Source organism: Pontibacter rugosus (assembly GCF_042678745.1).
GTDB lineage: Bacteria > Bacteroidota > Bacteroidia > Cytophagales > Hymenobacteraceae > Pontibacter > Pontibacter rugosus.
Window position 1 is genome coordinate 1 of the sequence record NZ_JBHTLD010000123.1, and the last position, 15471, is coordinate 15471.

At 55.3% G+C, this 15471-nt stretch carries 20 protein-coding genes; 3 read left to right on the forward strand and 17 right to left on the reverse strand.

Annotated features, from left to right (window positions below):
- The first annotated feature begins 291 nt into the window (after positions 1-291).
- Positions 292-705, forward strand: a complete 414-nt coding sequence (locus ACFQ2O_RS13360; RefSeq protein WP_377528419.1) for a M23 family metallopeptidase — start codon at positions 292-294, stop codon at positions 703-705.
- Here ACFQ2O_RS13360 and ACFQ2O_RS13365 read toward each other — a convergent pair.
- Together ACFQ2O_RS13365 and ACFQ2O_RS13370 are read right to left on the reverse strand one after the other, a co-directional pair.
- Entirely contained in the window at positions 688-1038 is a 351-nt protein-coding gene (locus ACFQ2O_RS13365; protein ID WP_377528422.1) for a helix-turn-helix domain-containing protein, read from the reverse strand. The two genes, ACFQ2O_RS13360 and ACFQ2O_RS13365, sit on opposite strands and share 18 nt — an antisense overlap.
- A 13-nt stretch (positions 1039-1051) precedes the next feature.
- Positions 1052-3019 carry a type IV secretory system conjugative DNA transfer family protein gene (locus ACFQ2O_RS13370; protein WP_377528424.1) on the reverse strand — a complete coding sequence of 656 codons (1968 nt, stop codon included), beginning with the start codon at positions 3017-3019 and terminating at the stop codon, positions 1052-1054.
- A 279-nt stretch (positions 3020-3298) separates the two neighbouring features.
- On the opposite strand from ACFQ2O_RS13370, the gene ACFQ2O_RS13375 reads away from it, so the two are divergent.
- Positions 3299-3571 carry a hypothetical protein gene (locus ACFQ2O_RS13375; protein WP_377528426.1) on the forward strand — a complete coding sequence of 91 codons (273 nt, stop codon included), beginning with the start codon at positions 3299-3301 and terminating at the stop codon, positions 3569-3571.
- Here the strand turns inward: ACFQ2O_RS13375 and traN are convergent.
- The 4 genes from traN to traK are packed head-to-tail and all read right to left on the reverse strand — an operon-like array spanning position 3566 to position 6418.
- Positions 3566-4357, reverse strand: a complete 792-nt coding sequence (traN, locus tag ACFQ2O_RS13380) for a conjugative transposon protein TraN (RefSeq protein ID WP_377528428.1) — start codon at positions 4355-4357, stop codon at positions 3566-3568. The two genes, ACFQ2O_RS13375 and traN, sit on opposite strands and share 6 nt — an antisense overlap.
- 1 nt (position 4358) lies before the next feature.
- The gene (locus tag ACFQ2O_RS13385) at positions 4359-5492 is read right to left on the reverse strand and encodes a conjugative transposon protein TraM (protein ID WP_377528430.1); all 1134 of its coding nucleotides are present in this window, start codon (positions 5490-5492) and stop codon (positions 4359-4361) included.
- A complete protein-coding gene (locus tag ACFQ2O_RS13390) occupies positions 5479-5832 on the reverse strand; it encodes a hypothetical protein (protein ID WP_377528432.1) in 354 nt (117 codons plus the stop codon). The genes ACFQ2O_RS13385 and ACFQ2O_RS13390 overlap by 14 nt, the downstream gene beginning before the upstream one ends.
- Positions 5810-6418: a conjugative transposon protein TraK gene (gene traK / locus ACFQ2O_RS13395; RefSeq protein ID WP_377528434.1), complete on the reverse strand. Its 609-nt coding sequence runs from the start codon at positions 6416-6418 to the stop codon at positions 5810-5812. Before traK ends, ACFQ2O_RS13390 begins: the two co-directional genes overlap by 23 nt.
- A gap of 39 nt (positions 6419-6457) precedes the next feature.
- Between traK and ACFQ2O_RS13400 the strand changes: the two genes are divergently transcribed.
- On the forward strand, positions 6458-6664 hold the full coding sequence (locus ACFQ2O_RS13400) for a hypothetical protein (protein WP_377528436.1): 207 nt from the start codon (positions 6458-6460) through the stop codon (positions 6662-6664).
- A gap of 20 nt (positions 6665-6684) precedes the next feature.
- On the opposite strand, the gene ACFQ2O_RS13405 is transcribed toward ACFQ2O_RS13400, so the two are convergent.
- The 11 genes from ACFQ2O_RS13405 to ACFQ2O_RS13455 form a co-directional block, all read right to left on the reverse strand.
- Positions 6685-7680 (reverse strand): plasmid transfer protein, encoded by a 996-nt coding sequence (locus tag ACFQ2O_RS13405; RefSeq protein WP_377528438.1) that lies wholly within the window; start codon positions 7678-7680, stop codon positions 6685-6687.
- Complete coding sequence (locus ACFQ2O_RS13410) at positions 7677-7802, reverse strand: hypothetical protein (protein WP_377528440.1); 126 nt, start codon at positions 7800-7802, stop codon at positions 7677-7679. Before ACFQ2O_RS13410 ends, ACFQ2O_RS13405 begins: the two co-directional genes overlap by 4 nt.
- Positions 7802-8419, reverse strand: coding sequence for a hypothetical protein (locus tag ACFQ2O_RS13415; RefSeq protein ID WP_377528442.1), 618 nt, complete (start codon positions 8417-8419; stop codon positions 7802-7804). The genes ACFQ2O_RS13410 and ACFQ2O_RS13415 overlap by 1 nt, the downstream gene beginning before the upstream one ends.
- Before the next feature lie 4 nt (positions 8420-8423).
- Positions 8424-8996, reverse strand: coding sequence for a plasmid transfer protein (locus ACFQ2O_RS13420; protein WP_377528444.1), 573 nt, complete (start codon positions 8994-8996; stop codon positions 8424-8426).
- Positions 8997-9069: 73 nt separating this feature from the next.
- Positions 9070-11514 (reverse strand): TraG family conjugative transposon ATPase, encoded by a 2445-nt coding sequence (locus tag ACFQ2O_RS13425; RefSeq protein ID WP_377528446.1) that lies wholly within the window; start codon positions 11512-11514, stop codon positions 9070-9072.
- A 28-nt stretch (positions 11515-11542) separates the two neighbouring features.
- Entirely contained in the window at positions 11543-11860 is a 318-nt protein-coding gene (locus ACFQ2O_RS13430; protein ID WP_377528448.1) for a DUF4133 domain-containing protein, read from the reverse strand.
- On the reverse strand, positions 11860-12156 hold the full coding sequence (locus ACFQ2O_RS13435) for a DUF4134 domain-containing protein (RefSeq protein WP_377528450.1): 297 nt from the start codon (positions 12154-12156) through the stop codon (positions 11860-11862). The genes ACFQ2O_RS13430 and ACFQ2O_RS13435 overlap by 1 nt, the downstream gene beginning before the upstream one ends.
- 29 nt (positions 12157-12185) lie before the next feature.
- Positions 12186-12536 (reverse strand): hypothetical protein, encoded by a 351-nt coding sequence (locus ACFQ2O_RS13440; protein ID WP_377528452.1) that lies wholly within the window; start codon positions 12534-12536, stop codon positions 12186-12188.
- A gap of 45 nt (positions 12537-12581) precedes the next feature.
- The gene (locus tag ACFQ2O_RS13445; protein ID WP_377528454.1) at positions 12582-12929 is read right to left on the reverse strand and encodes a hypothetical protein; all 348 of its coding nucleotides are present in this window, start codon (positions 12927-12929) and stop codon (positions 12582-12584) included.
- A gap of 116 nt (positions 12930-13045) precedes the next feature.
- A complete protein-coding gene (locus ACFQ2O_RS13450) occupies positions 13046-13681 on the reverse strand; it encodes a ParA family protein (RefSeq protein ID WP_377528456.1) in 636 nt (211 codons plus the stop codon).
- 11 nt (positions 13682-13692) lie between these two features.
- Positions 13693-15264 (reverse strand): relaxase/mobilization nuclease domain-containing protein, encoded by a 1572-nt coding sequence (locus tag ACFQ2O_RS13455; RefSeq protein WP_377528458.1) that lies wholly within the window; start codon positions 15262-15264, stop codon positions 13693-13695.
- Positions 15265-15471 lie beyond the last annotated feature (207 nt).

The window sequence follows — 15471 nt, forward strand, 5'->3', positions numbered from 1 at the left end:
ATAGGAATAAATTGAATGAATATTAAGCAATATTTGTAGTATAGCATGCTGTTGCAGCATTTATCGCTGTGCCTTGGCCCCAATTTTGCCCACTCAATGTTAAGACTTAGTTTGCTTTCGTTGCTGTTGTGCTGTGCTTGGCAGGCGCTCGGTCAGTTCAACACCGTGCGGAAGGCAAGGCGCGTACCCAGCGTGGTGGTGATTCCGCCACCGGATCAGGGGTTCAGGCCAGATACTGCGACCTTTGCGGTGCCGGACAAAAGCCAAGCGAAGCGGGTGCTGACGCTCTCCATGCCCCTGCAGCGGCCTGTCATCAACAGTCGGTACGGGCAGCGGGCAGACCCGGTATCCGGCCAAACGGCCATGCACCGGGGAATTGACTTCAGGGCCGACCGGGACACCGTGCTTGCCATTATGCCCGGCAGGGTGAAGGAGGTCGGCTACAGCCGAGAATTGGGCAACTACGTCGAAGTAGAGCATGGGACTTACAGCAGTGTTTACGGCCACCTTTCCCTTATTCTGGTGCGGGAGTCGGCGGTGGTACCGGCTGGAGCGGCGCTGGCCATCACCGGCAGCACGGGCCGCAGCACAGGCGAGCACCTTCACTTTACCCTCAAGCACCGGGGAAGAACGGTGAACCCTACCCCGTACCTGGAAGCTATCTACCGTCGCATTGAAGGCGGCAAGCTATCGAACCGCCCTTAAAAGTTTCTTCACCTCGCTGAACTGGTGGGTAATTTCCCCCTCCAGCAGCGTGAGCTTCTCCAGGGCGATGTTGTTGTAAAGCGTTGTAGTGGGGTCCTGCGGCGGCATGACGACCTCAAAGGCATCGGTAAACACGAACTTAACCTGGTGGGTGCCGCCGTAGAATTCGAAAACCTGCAGGAGCAGGTCGATGCTGCCTCCTTTGCCGTTCTCCATCTTGGAAATCTGCGTTTGGCTCACGCCCATGGCGTCGGCGATGTTCTTCTGTGAGAGGCCCAGGGTCGTGCGGAGAACGATTAGCTTCTCGCCTATAGCGGACAGGGTGATGTTCATATGGATATGGTCTTCATACTTGAAAACGGGCTACAAGTGACGCGATGTCCCTGTTAATCCTGATAAAGTTGTTTTCAAGCTTGGCGGAACGGGAGGCGGCTGACCCAAATTTATAAAATATTGGCAACTCCACGTACGCTTCCTCTTCTTTTAAAATACTTTTCAGGTCAAGGTCTATCTTACAGTGGTAGGTGGAGCTGACGTGCCGCCCATCGTAGACGGCATGGTCAAAGGCCACCTGCCCCACCAGCTCACCGGCACGCAGGTTGGCGATTTTGGAAGCCGGGATGAGCGAACCCATCTCCTCATTCATGCTGATGGAGGTGCGGTTGCGGTCAATGCTCAGGCCCTGCTTCTGCTGGCGCACCCGGCCGAAAATCTTCTCCAGCCAGTCAAGCGTTTCCCTGTTCCTGACTGAGCCCGAGAGCACGTTGGCGGCCACCGAGCAGATCGTGTCTGCCGCTTCCCTGCCGTACTGCTGGCGAAGCTGCGGGAGCTCCTGAAGGCCCAACAGCACGGCTATCTTGTTGCTCCGGGCTGTGGCGATCAGGTTTTCGACCTTGTGTACGTAAAGGGTGGGCGACTCGTCCACGATCAGCCCACAGGGGATATTGCCTTTGGAGTTGATTAGCTTAGTAAGCCGGTTCAGGATAAGGGCGTTGCAGGCCGAGTTGATGCTCTGGGTGGAGGGGTCGTTGGCGATCACCAGCACCGATGGGTCCTCTGGGTTTGTGATCTTCAAGTCAAAGTCATCGCCGCTAAGCACCCAGAACGTTTCCTTTGTGGCCAGTCGGCCGATGTTGATCTTGAGCGTGCCAATCTGCCCCTCCAACTGGTCAAAGGCTTTGTTTTTATAGGCGGTGCGGAAGGGAGAAAGTAAGCTCATGAGCTGCGGCTCGGTAAAGAGCAGGTCGAATATCTCATCATAGCCCTGGTTGATAAAAGCCATCACATGCGGGAAGGTGGAGTATCGGCCCCCATCATGCCTGCTTAAAAAGAAGATGCAGCTGGCCAGAAAGTTCACGGCCGACTGCGTGAAGAACTGCGCGGCTCCTGATTCCTTGTCGTTCTTGGTGAGTGACTGCAGGAGCGCCTCGGCTGTTTCCGTGGCATCGGCCAGCGTTGGCAGGTACTCGGGCTTCAGCGGGTTAAAGCGGCGGCTGTGCTCGACGCTGTTGAAGTTCACCACATGGAATTTGTGGTTCTTCAGCACGCCCCGCTTCTTATGCACCAGGTAGTGATAATAGGCAATCCGCCCAAGGTCGGGAAACTTGAAGTCGTACACGGCCATCGAGAAGCCTTTGGCCAATAGCTGCTTTATAAACGGGTTCACGACCGAGAAGGACTTACCGGATCCCGGCGTGCCGATCAGCAGCGTGGCCCGAAACGGGTTGACGATGTTGAGCCAGCCTTTGTTGATCTTTCGGCGGTAGTAGAAGCGCATAGGGATGTTAACCGAGTAGGGCGTTTCCATCAGCTTGCGGCTTTGTTCAAACGACTCATTCTCCACGTTGAACTTATCCTTCAGCAGGCCGCTCTGGATGTGCTTGGAGACGTTATCGAGGGCCACATGGATAAGTACCGCCCCTATAAGCGAGAAAGCCATATAGAGCGCCTCAAACACCGTCACGCCGTAGGCCAGCACGTCCGGCGTCACGTAGAAGTAGAACACCCCGGCACCAACAAACAGCCCAATGCCCAGCACCAGCGGCAGGAAGATGTGCTTTACCCGGCTATGGCTTAAACTCTTCTGCCCTTTGGTCCCGATGGAAACTATCACGATCAACAGAAAGGTAAATGCTTTCGAGTAATAGATGTTGTCGTAGATCGGGATGCGCCCCAGCTTCTCAAGCACTGGCGCCGCCACAGCAAGCGCCGGGTGGTGTGATAGAATAAGCACAGTAAACTCGGTAAACAGGGTAATATAGATAAGCCCCTGCAGAAAGGTGTAGAGCTTCTTTATATCGCTTGATTCGTCCATGGCACAGGTTATTTTACAAAAGGGGGAATAAAGTAGCCCCGGTATGCGTTATATTTGTGCGTCTGCCTGAAAGGTGAGAGATTGAAAGGTAGACGCTGTTTGGTGTTAAGAGGAGCCCACCCCATGCGGCTCCTCTTCTTTTTTATATAAGCAGTATTTCTCGCTATCTTCAGCTAAGTATTTTCCGGTAACACATTTTCACTATTTCCCCTTATCAATTATTTTATCTCGTAGTATTTCTTTGTATCCTCTTTTGTGGATTCGATTATAGCGAGTGGCATGGAAAAGTATTTCAAAATATGGCTGGGAAAGAACGATAGCTCAGCAGGAGTATGGACTCCAATAATGGCTGAAAGTGCTGGCGAAGCTGTTGTGAAGGCAGACGAGCGTTGTTTTGGAACCCCTTTTACCATTAGTGGTATGACAGTTACAGAAATTTCCAAAGCCGAATACCTCGGCCTACTCAAGGAGCCAGCATTAAAATACAACTTCTACTCACCAGGTGCTGCTTCCCGGCATTATATATCAACCATGCGTCACAAAAAGCTATAGTGTATCAGCGTTAAGCACATCCCGGTAGTTGACCTTCATAGAGATCGTGCGCCCCGACACCTGCTCCTCCGACACCTCCATGTTAAAGACCTTCTCATCGGGGAAGGTGAAGCGCTTGAACACGTACACGTTGCGGTACTTGCGCTTGAAATTATCCACATCATAGAGCGTAAAGACAGGCTCCACCTCCAGCTGCTGGAAGTTGGTTGCCTTCAGTACCTTCTTATCCTCAATCTTGAAGCGCACCTGGTCGATGGCGTAGGGGATGTTGGTGCGGTTCTTCATGGTCACGTCCACAAAGAAGTAGTCGCCCACCGTGTAAATGTTGTTGAGCTGCAGCTGCACCTTTTGCTTCCTCACGGACACATGGCGCATCTCGGGCCGCTGCTGAACGGCAAGCAGGGCAAAGCGCTGCATTTCCTCGTGGCTCATCGATACGGCCGGGTTCAGGAACTCGTCGATGTTGGTGGGGTCTATCCTTACCTCCGAGTCTGCCTTTGCGGGAGAGGCGGCATATACCAGTTTGTACTGGATCATAAACCGCTCACCCACCACCGTGACCACGCCCAGGGTAGGGGAGCCCGTCTTTGGCTTGATGCGAAGCATATTGGCAACGGGAATATCGCCGGCCACGTCATCGGTCGAGATGTCCACGTAGGTGATCGGCTCGGGGCTGACCAGGTGCGTGGAAATATCCTTGTGCACGTAGAGCACCACCGGCGCCGCCTGCCCGAAACCAGCGTAGGAGAGGAGCAGCAGGGAGAATAGCGTTAGTATCTTTTTCATATTACTTTTTTGCTTTGTTGTCTAGTAGGTACACGATTGTGTTGTATTTGAGCCTGGCTTTGTTCTTCCGGATGGACTTGCCCGCGGCCTGCGTGGCGGTCTGGGTCATGCGATCCATCATCGCGTAAAGCATCTGCGCGGAGTTGTCGGGGTTGTCGCCGAAGGTGATGGACTGGCCGGAGGAGGCGTTGCTGCCCAGCTCCTTTGTGAAATGGCGAAACTGCGAGTCGGGCACGTACAGGCCTTTCATCCCGTCATTGTCGTAGAGGCTCATGCTCACCGGCAGGATCTCATCGCCCACCAGTATAGAACTTACCGTGACCTCCACGCGCTGCGCACTAAAGCCCGTCACGGTGCCGTAGAGGTAGCTGCCTTTGTCGATCTGCGTTTCCCCCACATAGATATCATCCAGCAGCCTGACGCGAACCCTGCCCCCGTCACGCACCTTTAGCCCCTCATCCAGCATTGCCTTTATAAACTGCTCATCATCGCTGCCGCCGACCGTGTTGAAGTAGGCGATGTTAGGATTTAGCGTCTTGCTGACGGCGAGCGCCTCCGGCTCCTTTGGCTCTGGCTTAGGGGCTGGTGCGGCTTTTCGCTCCGGCTCACTGCCAGCGCGGCCCAGGCTGTCGACATAGGCCATCTGCTCACGAAACAGGCGCATTTCCTTCTCATAATCCGACTCTCTTTTCACGGCAGGCCTGCGTGCTGGCGCAGCGGTATAGCGTTCCCGGTCCTGTCGCTCCCCCACACGCTCCATAAAGCCGGGAGATGGCTTGTTTGATAGTATTTGGTTGTTGATGCTGTCGAGCATGGCCTGTTCCTCGGCGGTGTAGGCGCTGCCGTACGCGCGCTCCGCCTCGGTCTGCTCCAATCCCCGAATGGCCGAGTAGTCGGTGCGGTACTTGTGCTCCTGCTGCGAGGCGTTGAACTTGTCCATCACCGGGCGCTTGGCAAGGTTTGCGTCCGGCAGGGAAGTGTTGAGCGTGGTGGTGTCGGCGGGCATGCCCGCCAGCTGCTCGCCCGCGCTCACCGGCTGGAAGGTATCCAGGTACAGGTAGTTGAAGATGAACAGGAAAGGCAGTATGATAAGCGGCAGGATGTAGCGGCCGTTTTTGAAGTCAATCTTTCTCATGGATGATACTGTTTAGCTGTTGGTCAATGTCCTTTAGAAATGCACTGTCGCGCGCTGTCAGGCTGTCGGGGTTGATGGCCTGCACCGCCGAGTAGAGGCGCAGCAGCTCGAGCATGTCCGCCGTTGGCGCGGGTGTGGCGGGCTGTGCCTGGTGGAGCTTTAGGAAGATGCCATCGAGCGAGGAGGCTTGGCGTTCCTCCCGGATGAAAAGCAGCCACACCAGGCCCATGCCCATTACCGCGAACATCGCCGCGATCATAAAGCGCGGCCGCTGGTTGGCCCACCCCGCCGCTTTCTTTCTTTGGTCGCGGAGCCAGTTAAAAGCTTTTCTTCTCCACATAGTCCAGGTCTTTGTTGACGACTGTTTTCCAGTTCTTAATGATGAGCCCGTGCGGGTTGTTCTCCGTGCGCGGCACATCCTGCAGGTCGCCCTCGGTCACGAGTAGCCTGGTGGCAATGGAGGTGCTGCGCTCAATGCGCTGCCTGCCGTAGTAGCGGAAGTGGCGGTTCTCATCCACCTGCACGCTGTCTGTTTTGATCGTCAGCACGGCGGAACTTGCCAAAATGGAGTTGTAGTAGCCTTTCTCCTTGAGGTTGTTGTACTGGGCAAGGCCCGTGTCGTCCACCAGGTACATGGCTTTGGAGAGGTTGGCCTTTATGTACGCATCATCGGGCGGCAGCGTGAAGAAAAGCAGGTGAAACATGTTCACGTGCGACTTGTACTCCACCATGCGGTTAGTGCCCTGCGCGCTCTGGCTCACCAGCACCGGCACGTTGTGGTCGAGCACGTAAATGTTCTTGCGCTGCTCGTTTACCAGACTGTAGGCGAAAAAACACACCACGGCCACCAGCACCACCGATGTGATGAAGCTGCCCACGCTCACGGCAAAGGCGAGTTTAATCTTCTTTTCTATGTTGTTTATCATTGCTTTTCGATTCGTTAGCGTATAGATATGTTTCCGCCTATGCTTCTGAATTTCAGCTTTATCCACACCCAGTCACAATATGAAGATGTAGTTTCCCGCATTAAGCAGATCCAGAGCCTGAAATCTGAGTTCAATGTGGATGCAGAGCTGGAACGTCTAAAAAATCTCCTGAAAAGGTTTGAGCTTGCCGAGCTAGTCGCTTTGCAGCGCGACAACCTGATAGGCAAACTTTTTAGGGAGGTCTGATACATTTCTTTTTCTGGCTATTATCTTGACATCTTGCGAATAGCCTTCCCTGCTCCACCGGCCACAGAGCCCAGGGCGCTGCCGATGCCGCTTGTGTTGATGATCCAGGTGGAGATGGCCGGGATGGTGAGCATGGCCAGCCCGCCCACGATCAGGCTCACGATGTAGAAGCTTATGTTCCCGGAAGGGTAGGACACGTAGGCGATGAACATATCCTCATTATCCATCACAGCCTTGAGAATCTCTATTTCCCGCATCAGCCCGTACTTGATGAGCACAAACGAAATGGACATGACGATATAGCCGATGGCCGAGTAAAGCCCCACCGAGATATAGCGGCCGATCCAGGTCAGGTAAGAGTCCTGAAAGCCCGGCAGCACGCTCATGGCAAAGGAGAAGGGCCCCAGTATCACCAATATCCCGGCAAAGATGATCTGCAGGAAAAAGATGATGTAAGTGCAGACCTGAAATATTAGGATAACGATATACTCCACCACCCGCATCATCGTGAAATGCATCTTGGCCATGAGCATCAGGTAATAGCCCTTCATCTTGTTGAACATGGGCTCCAGGTCAATGCCCATTGTCTCCATCCAGTCGCTTTCCTGCGTCTCGGCCTGCACCTGCTCAAACTCGGCGCTTGAGTCGGAGAGTTTCCGGGCAACACTGTCCACCAGCGCCACGCGCCGGGTATGCAGGTCCTGCACCTGATCTATCTGGCCCTCATACATGGCTCTGGAGGAATCATTCACCACGGTAAGGGGGAAGTTGACAGCATCCACGAAACCGCCCCAGAACACGATCACAAGCGCCAGCGCGAATGGGCGGAACAGGGCCATGTAGCGCAGCGGCTCGTCGCCCACCATCATCTTGTAAGCCTCCATGGCAAAGTAGAGCATCATGAAGATGGCGGCCAGCGCCTGCGCGTCGGCAATGAAGCTGTCGGCAAGGTCGCGGATGTTGAGAAACAGCGCGTCGAACAGGTCGAAAATCGATTTGTCTATCAGTTCCCTCATCTACCGGTGGGTTTACTCTTTTTGTCGTTTGCCTTTTTACTGTCGGCTTTCTTGGCTTTGCTGCGGGCCGCTTTCACGGCAGGCAGGCAACTAGTGAGTGCTTCCATGATTGGTCGTTCCATTACTCTGTAAGTTTGTTGGTGGTGTTAAAAAGGGTGATGATGCGGCGGTAATACCCGCGCAACTCGGTGAGATCCTTCAGGTAGCCTCGGAATGATTCCCCCTTGGCCGCGTCGTCCTCATAGGAGTCGATGGTTAGCTCTATGTCTGTGTTGATGCGCTCGCGGTGCTCCATGAGCTTAAGGAGCATGTCGGCCTTTACGCCCGCTTTCACGGCCTCCAGGTGCAACAGGCTTAGCTGCCCGTTCAACTCGTCGATCTTGTTTTTGTAGAGCAGGTGGTAGCCCTTGTTCAGGCTGCGGTCCGCGCCTTTGAACATCTCCTGCCGGTACACCGCGCCAATGCTTTCCTCCTGCTTTTCGGCCATATCCCGGTTGGCCCACAGCGTGGCCATGGTCGGCGCCAGCTGCAGCATGTTGCGCCGGTCCTCGCCCTTGCGGTACTTGTTGTGGAATAGCACAAAGTACCACTTCGGGTTAAACCGGTTCCAGCGCGTGACTACCTCGCGCTGCATCTGATAGCGCGTGTTCTTGCTGTCCACCACCGTTACCGGGGCCTGTGCCTTTGCCTGCAAACAAAGCAGCAGCATGATTGCCGGGATGAGGTAACCCTTTGCCATGGCGCTAGTTCTTCAGGGTTTTGTACTCATCCATCAGCGAGCGTATGATGGCCTGGCTGTTGTCTGGGTACCGGAGCCCCAACGGGTTGAGCGTCTTGAACAGTCCGGCGTACTTGGCCACGCGCATGCGCCGGGTGATCGAGTAGGAGAGGCCCCGCATGATGCGCAACTCGTCCACCACGTGCCGGATCAGGTTTAGCCTTTCCGAGTTGCTCATCAGGTTCACATCCGTGCCGATCACTGCCACCTGGTAGATGTAGGTGAACAGGTCAGAGGTGCGGTTGATGAGCTCAAGCTCCGTTTTGGCGGCGATCAGCAGCAGCTCCGGGTCGCCCTGGGCAATATCCATCATCTGCCCCTGGTACTTACCGATGTCCTGGGCGATGCGGGAGGCGTAGACGATGTTTTTGCTCTGCCCGATGATGGACTGCACCGACTTAAGCGAGTTGTACATCTTCTCCTCCAGTTCCTTTATCTGAATCATCTTAAAGGCAATGCTCTGCTGCAGGGCGGCTATCTCCCCCTCCTTTTCTTTGATGTCTTTTAAGGCCGTCTGTTGCGCTGTGTGGTTCACCACGAGCGTAGACACCACCGCCGGGTCGAACACCACCTGCTGGGCGGGTGAGCGCGTGGCCCACAGCAGCATAAGGCTAGTTAAGTACAGGTATTTCTTCATGGCTCCTCCTATGGATTAAGTTTGTGAATTCAGATAGTTTCAGGCCCGAGTCGTGCAGGTCCCGGACAAACAGCTCCAGCGCCTGCCGGTAGGTGGGGTAGCGCCCGATGTAAACCTGCAGCGCCTCTTTCTCGCGCCGCTCCGTGGTAAATGTGAGGTACTCGTAAAGCGACACCTCCACGCCGTACACCTCGCCCGTGGCGCCCCGTTTTATGTAGACTTCCTTGAAGCGGCCGCGCCCCGCTGTGTTGTCGAGCTTGTTGATGGTGAAGATTTTCTTCTGCTCCACGGGACTAAGGGAGAGCAGCGCCGCTATCTCGTCGAAATTGTCCCGGAACTTGGTCTGGTCGAGCAGGCAGACGGTGTCGGAGTTGTTGATGATGGAGTTCTTCACCACGGCGTTGCCGATGATGTCGTCCAGCTCCTGGGTCACCACGACGGCCTCCCCCCAGAACTTGCGCACGGTCTTGTAGACGTACAGGATATAGCCCGCCATAAGTGGCGAGGCTATGGCTTTCCACGCCTCCTCGATGATGAGCGCCTTGCGGTTTTTCTTGTGGCGCATCTTCTGCAGGAACACGTCCATGATGATGATGGTGGTGATCGGGAAAAGTATCTTATGCTCCTTTATCGCGTCAATCTCAAAGACAATGAACTTCTCATCGAACAGGGCCGCGTCCACCGCGTTGTTAAGTATCTGCCCGTACTCGCCGCCCAAACAGAACTTCTTGAGGATGAAGCGGTAGCTGGTGCTGTCAAAGCTGATCGCCTCCGACTGCGTGATCTGCCCGATCTTCTCAATGGAGAAGTCATAGAACGACTGAAAGCACAGGTAGGCGCTTTCCCTTTCCTGCTGGTAGAAGTCCTCGTAATAGGCCGCCACCACCGACGAGAGCACGCTATCCTCAATCTGGGTAACGGTGCCGTCAGCGCCTTTCCAGAGCAGGCACACGAGCGATTTGAGGAACTCGCGCTTCTCTTCGTTGTACTCTTCCCGGGCAATGCGGAAAGGGTTCATCGTGATAGGCTCCTCTTCCGAGTAGGTGATGTACTTACCGCCATAATAAGCGCACAGACCACTGTAGGAGTGGCCCGTATCCACTAGAATCACGTCCGTGTCCTGCAGGGCGTACTGGCGTATCAGGTGGTTCATAAAGAAGGACTTGCCCGATCCGGAGGGGCCCAGCACAAACTTGTTGCGGTTGTTCATGCGGTTGGTCTGTATGGGCATGTCGCTGGTGTCGATGGCCACGGGAATGCCCTGCCTGTCGGAGAAAAAAACCTGAAAGCCTGACTCCTCATCCTTTAACAGCCCTTCCTTGAAGAGCAGGCACAGCGCCGCGTCCGATGTGGTTTGAAAGGTATCGTATGCCTTCAACTCGGAGGCGTTGCCGGGCAGCATGCACCGGAACAGCTCCATTTGGTTGTAGGCATTGTGCGAGGGAATAATGCCGAGCGAAAACAGCGCGCTCTCGATGTAGTTCACGGCGCGGTCGATGTGCTGCCCGCTGGCCGAGACAAGTATGTTGTAGTGGCTGTGCACAAGCAGCTGGTTATCCCTGGCGATGTCAGCCAGCACGCGGTCAATGTCGGCCACGGCCAGATCGTTGGCGGGGTCGGGCATGGCGGTGTGGCGCTTGCGCTTGGCCGTGAGCTTCCCGATCTCTGCCCTTTGGTCTGGAATCTGAATCACCTGGTTGTAGACGAGGCAGTCGGTGGCCGGTACCTTGTGGAGAAAGTGCATCAGGTCCACCGGCAGGGGGTAGCCCAGGTTGATCTCGGTGTGCGGCGTGATCGAGGAGGGAAAGTTAACCTCGTCGATGTCCACCAGCGAAACGCTTTTGATTGTTCTTTCACCAATTTTAAGCCCCTCGTCGCTTGCGCTGAAGTTGTTGAGCCCGTAGGCCTCCTCCGAGAAGTTGAAGGCCAGCAGCCGCCCGATAAGCGCCTTGATCTGCACCTGGTCGAGCACCTGCGGGGTGAAGCCCTTTGACTCCAGCAGCGCCACTATCTTGGTGATGTTGCGCTGGAAGGATTTAAAGTCTTTCTCCTCGTAGGTAAAGAAGGCCGAGCGCCTTACGTCCCGTGTTATGGTCAGGTACGTGGTGATGTCGCGGTACTCCCTGCCTTCAAACGCCTCGTTGTACTTTTGAGAGAGGAAATCGGATGAGCCGCGCCCGCTGAACTTCTTCAGCGCGAAAATGTCCAGTTTCTGCAAGGTATAGCCGGAGCCGAGTAGCTTGATGATGTTGGAAAAGACATAATGAAACGCGGTATAGGCATCCAGGTCCGCGGCGTACTGAAGCACAGGGTTAGTGAGCCGGAGGAGGACCGCGTGGTCGCCCGACTCATGGTAGAGCACGTCATGGGTATGGCGGTCTATGCCGATGTAGGGCACGGTGAACTTTTTGCTTTTCATAAAAGGCCGGGTAAAAGGCCCGGAGGGCTTAGCGGGAGCGCCGGGCACCCACAGCGCCGTTAAACCGGGCCGGGATAATGTACACACCGTTGGATTTGGTCTTGTCGTGCAGCCCCTTTTTCTGCCTGCTGTTGGTGTAGAGCAGACCCGAAAAGGAAACGGCCAGCAGGCCAAGGAAGCCCATCAGGAAATTGACGGTAACGGAAAGAAGCACGGCAGAGAGAAACCCGGCAAGCACGCTGGCAAGCCCCCAGTAGATGTAGCGGCCTTTGAGGGTCTTGAATACCACGGGCTGCTGTAGCCCCTTGTACACGGGGAAGCTCGCCGCGTGCCTGTCGAGCGCCATTACACGCCGAAGAATGCCTTCACCACCACGCCCACCAGCATCAGAAACACGCACGAGCCCATCCAGCCCATGATGGATTTCTGCACGTCCTGGTCGCCCGAGTTCCACTTGATGAACACGCGCACGCCGCCTACCAGCCCGACAATGGCACCGATGACAATGATGAGCGTGCCGATGGGGTCCACGTAGGTGGTCAGTTCAGAGGAGGCGGCATCGATGCCGGTTACGCCCTGGGCAAAGCCGGTCTGTGCCATGGCCAGCAGGGCCATCGCCGAAAGGGTAAGTTTCTTTCTCATAAAGCTTGTTTTTGTAGTAGGGTTAAAGTTTAAAATATAGACTTTGCATGGGACTTGGCCTCACGAAGGAAATCATCGAGCGGGATACCCTGCCCCTCCACGCGCAAGCTATGCGCCTGCTCCAGTGGTGCGTCATCCTCATACTCTTCGTCTTCTTCCCACTCTTCCTCCTCCTCAAATTCATCCGTATCACCGTAGGCGTAATCGTCCACCTCGGTGGGCTGCTCCTCCTCGCCTGCCAGCTCGCTCATGTGGTAGACCACGGCCGTATCTGCCGCCTTGTGCCCGCCCCTGGCCCTGACCAGGTCAAACAGGATGTTAAGCGTGTAATAGGCCGCATAACAGGAGGTGATGACCAGAAAGAACGTGCTCCATTCCATAATTCAATATTTTAATTAAACACTCCGCTTTGTCTGAGAGCCGGCCTAGTCGATAAGCCGGTTGCTGCGTTTCTCCACCAGCTCCTGTATCAGCCCTTTGTGGCGGCTGAAGAACTCGTGCAGCAGGAAGCTTACCAGATGGCTGGACTTGATCTTGGCTTTTTTGCGAAGCAGGTCCAGCACCTCGGCGCTCTCGTCGTCGATGTAGACAGCGCGGCGGTCAAAGTCCATGTCGGCCTTTGCCTCTTCCAGCACCCGGTAAAGCTGCCTGAATCCGCCTGTCTCCAGGGTGCTGCTCACGCTAGGGGCAGCAGGATCGGGCAAGGGCTGCTCCGTGTGTTGGAGCGAGCCCTTAATCCGCTGTAAAACGAGGTTGCTCTTACTGTTGCTCATGCGAATTATATTCTTTATAAGACTAATATACGTATTATTATTCTTATAAAGAATATATTTTTTAATTTATCGAATGAATAAAGCTTTCATGATCTGTAAAGCAGCATAAAAAAGCTTTACTCCTTCCCCTTGAAGTAATTGGTATAGATGTAGTCGAAGGCTTCCTGTACCACCTGGCGAGCCTCAGAACCGATGGAAACGGTGTCGATCCGCTGCAGGGCCACGCGCTCGGCTATCTCCGGTGCCAGCTGCCCCAGGGCCGAAAGCGCCTCGCGCACTTTCTCCTTTGTTTCGTACTTGATGTTCTTGTTGAGGCGGGTGGGCAGAAAGACGATGTGGTTGTGGGGGTTGAGGTGACGGGCTACCCGGGCAAACACATGCGAGGACTCAAACACGCTGCGCTCGTAGGCGATGGGGCAGATAATGAGGTCGGCATCCTTGAGCACGGCCAGTATCGCGTCATCGTCCAGCCTGCCCGGCATGTCAATGAGCACGTGCATGGCGTTTTTGAGCGCGTCCAGGTCATGGGCATAGGTGGGGTACTCCTCCAGCTCCAGCTTGATCACCTCGTAAAGCGGTTCGTTGTCGTAGAGTTCGCGGTCGCGCTCCCACGTGGCGTACACCGTTTCCTGTTGGTCCATGTCAAAAAGCACGACCTCTTCTCCTTTCTCCAGGGTAAGGTAGTTGGCCAGCAGCACGCAGGTGGTGGACTTGCCGACCCCGCCTTTCTGGTTTGCGATCACAATTTTCATATCGGTAGGGTTTAGCGTTTTAGTTTCCTCTTTTTCCTGCGCTCGCTTTGCTTGCTCTCGCGCTGGCTGTTGGACAGCAGCAACTCAGCGATCAGCTCCAGCATGCCGCCTACCGGGGCGCTGCGGTGCTCCAGACGGCGCGCGGCCTCCGGAGCGATGGCTTTGTCGGTGTTAAGGGTTTGAATGCCGCCAAAGTCCAGCTTTTGGCGCGTGAGCTTGTCCACCGGGTATAGCTCCTTATCCCTTCTGTCGATCAGGTAATACTTTCCCTCCGATCGGGCCAGGCTCCACTCGTTGCGCTCGAAAATAGCGGGCAGCGTGTGCCCGTTGGCCAGCATGCTGTTGAGCCGGTCAGCCGTGTAGCGGCGCGGCGTTCTGTCTGCCGGGCCGTCCACTTTCAAGCTGCCCGGCTTGAGGTGGAAGGCATGGGTAAGTATCTTGATGTCGGCCTCGCTGGTGATCACGTACTTGTTGGCCTGCCGCAGCCGCTCGTTGTAGTGCAGGGCACCCATGCGCTCGGGCTCCACCTGCAGCACCGCTTCCTTCTCCCCCTTCCGCTTTACCTTGCCGCTCTTGCTTACTGTAAAGCCGAGGGCGGCCAGCTCTTGCTTGAAGGCGCTAAAGGGTAACTGGCTGTTGGATTTGCTAACCTTTTTTACCACGGCCTCGGCAGCGCCCAACTGCTGGCTCCTGCTCACCGGTGAGAGCAACTCGCTTAGCTTCATCAGCTGCGAGCCTTTGAGTACCTGCTTTTTGGCGTGGTCGATCACCGAGTAACCGTACGGCGTATCCTGGCCCTTTGCCTGGTGATAGATGACCTCTACCCCGAACTTTGCCTTCAGCAAGGCCTTGAACTCCCCGGCAGAAAGACCCGGCCTGTACTTGGCAAGCAGCGCCCGCAGTTGCCGTATGCGCTCGTTAGGGACCACGTAAGCGCTTATCTTTTTGTTGATGGTGTCTTTGTCCACGTCACTGATGCGCGTGCCGTACTTGACCAGTTCTAGCTGGGTGGGCGTTTCCTTTACCTTCACCCCTTCTAGCTCCAGCAGCAGCTTGAACTGCGCCGGGGTGGAGAAGCTGTAGGCCATCGCCTTGGCTACGTGCGCGCGGATCTCGGTGCCCATGTCCTGGAGCATGATTTCCTTTAGGACCTTTTGGGACCGGGTGCGCTCAAAGGAATCGTCGATTTTTCTTCCCTCCCAATTCACGCGCGTCGAGATGATGTGCACATGGTTGTTTTGCGTGTCGGAGTGAAAGTAGATCAGGTGCGGGTTCTCGCCGTAGCCCATTTTCTGCAGGTACTGCGTGGCCATGTCCACCAGTTCGGCAGCGTCTTTCTCTCTTCCCTCGCAGGAGATCACGGCATGGAACTGGGGCTGCTTTACGCGCTGCTCGTTGCTCTCGGACTTGCTCCATGACTGCAGGTAGCTTGTATAGTCCGCGTTGCCCAGCGCGCCCCCAACGGGCTGGAGCATGCCGAAGTTCTCGGCCACCAGCAGCTCGGCAGTTCCTTTCTCAACCTTGTCCTCGTTGTAGCCCACCCCAGCGAAGGTGCCGGCAGAGGAGAGTATCTTTACGATCATAGGCTAATATAGCACATCCCGGCAACAGCACTGCCGCCTTGCGCAATGCGCAATCAGTATGCCGCAACCCTTGTTCCGCAATGAGCATAGTGTTATATAGCGTTACGACCAACCTTTAGATTAGCGCTATATAATTTTTCCAATAGCTATACTTTTCTATTACCAGGTATTGTAGTAATTTTTACCTATACCTGAAGGGCAGCCAGT

What these genes read in the sequence shown, in the direction of transcription:
- ACFQ2O_RS13405 (WP_377528438.1), bottom strand. Translation starts at nt 7,680, where the DNA reads ATGAGGGAACTGATAGACAAATCGATTTTCGACCTGTTCGACGCGCTG.
- ACFQ2O_RS13410 (WP_377528440.1), bottom strand. Translation starts at nt 7,802, where the DNA reads ATGGAACGACCAATCATGGAAGCACTCACTAGTTGCCTGCCTGCCGTG.
- ACFQ2O_RS13430 (WP_377528448.1), bottom strand. Translation starts at nt 11,860, where the DNA reads ATGGCGCTCGACAGGCACGCGGCGAGCTTCCCCGTGTACAAGGGGCTA.
- ACFQ2O_RS13440 (WP_377528452.1), bottom strand. Translation starts at nt 12,536, where the DNA reads ATGGAATGGAGCACGTTCTTTCTGGTCATCACCTCCTGTTATGCGGCC.
- ACFQ2O_RS13370 (WP_377528424.1), bottom strand. Translation starts at nt 3,019, where the DNA reads ATGGACGAATCAAGCGATATAAAGAAGCTCTACACCTTTCTGCAGGGG.
- traN (WP_377528428.1), bottom strand. Translation starts at nt 4,357, where the DNA reads ATGAAAAAGATACTAACGCTATTCTCCCTGCTGCTCCTCTCCTACGCT.
- traK (WP_377528434.1), bottom strand. Translation starts at nt 6,418, where the DNA reads ATGATAAACAACATAGAAAAGAAGATTAAACTCGCCTTTGCCGTGAGC.
- ACFQ2O_RS13365 (WP_377528422.1), bottom strand. Translation starts at nt 1,038, where the DNA reads ATGAACATCACCCTGTCCGCTATAGGCGAGAAGCTAATCGTTCTCCGC.
- ACFQ2O_RS13360 (WP_377528419.1), top strand. Translation starts at nt 292, where the DNA reads ATGCCCCTGCAGCGGCCTGTCATCAACAGTCGGTACGGGCAGCGGGCA.
- ACFQ2O_RS13455 (WP_377528458.1), bottom strand. Translation starts at nt 15,264, where the DNA reads ATGATCGTAAAGATACTCTCCTCTGCCGGCACCTTCGCTGGGGTGGGC.
- ACFQ2O_RS13385 (WP_377528430.1), bottom strand. Translation starts at nt 5,492, where the DNA reads ATGAGAAAGATTGACTTCAAAAACGGCCGCTACATCCTGCCGCTTATC.
- ACFQ2O_RS13435 (WP_377528450.1), bottom strand. Translation starts at nt 12,156, where the DNA reads ATGAGAAAGAAACTTACCCTTTCGGCGATGGCCCTGCTGGCCATGGCA.
- ACFQ2O_RS13450 (WP_377528456.1), bottom strand. Translation starts at nt 13,681, where the DNA reads ATGAAAATTGTGATCGCAAACCAGAAAGGCGGGGTCGGCAAGTCCACC.
- ACFQ2O_RS13375 (WP_377528426.1), top strand. Translation starts at nt 3,299, where the DNA reads ATGGAAAAGTATTTCAAAATATGGCTGGGAAAGAACGATAGCTCAGCA.
- ACFQ2O_RS13390 (WP_377528432.1), bottom strand. Translation starts at nt 5,832, where the DNA reads ATGTGGAGAAGAAAAGCTTTTAACTGGCTCCGCGACCAAAGAAAGAAA.
- ACFQ2O_RS13445 (WP_377528454.1), bottom strand. Translation starts at nt 12,929, where the DNA reads ATGAGCAACAGTAAGAGCAACCTCGTTTTACAGCGGATTAAGGGCTCG.
- ACFQ2O_RS13425 (WP_377528446.1), bottom strand. Translation starts at nt 11,514, where the DNA reads ATGAAAAGCAAAAAGTTCACCGTGCCCTACATCGGCATAGACCGCCAT.
- ACFQ2O_RS13415 (WP_377528442.1), bottom strand. Translation starts at nt 8,419, where the DNA reads ATGGCAAAGGGTTACCTCATCCCGGCAATCATGCTGCTGCTTTGTTTG.
- ACFQ2O_RS13400 (WP_377528436.1), top strand. Translation starts at nt 6,458, where the DNA reads ATGCTTCTGAATTTCAGCTTTATCCACACCCAGTCACAATATGAAGAT.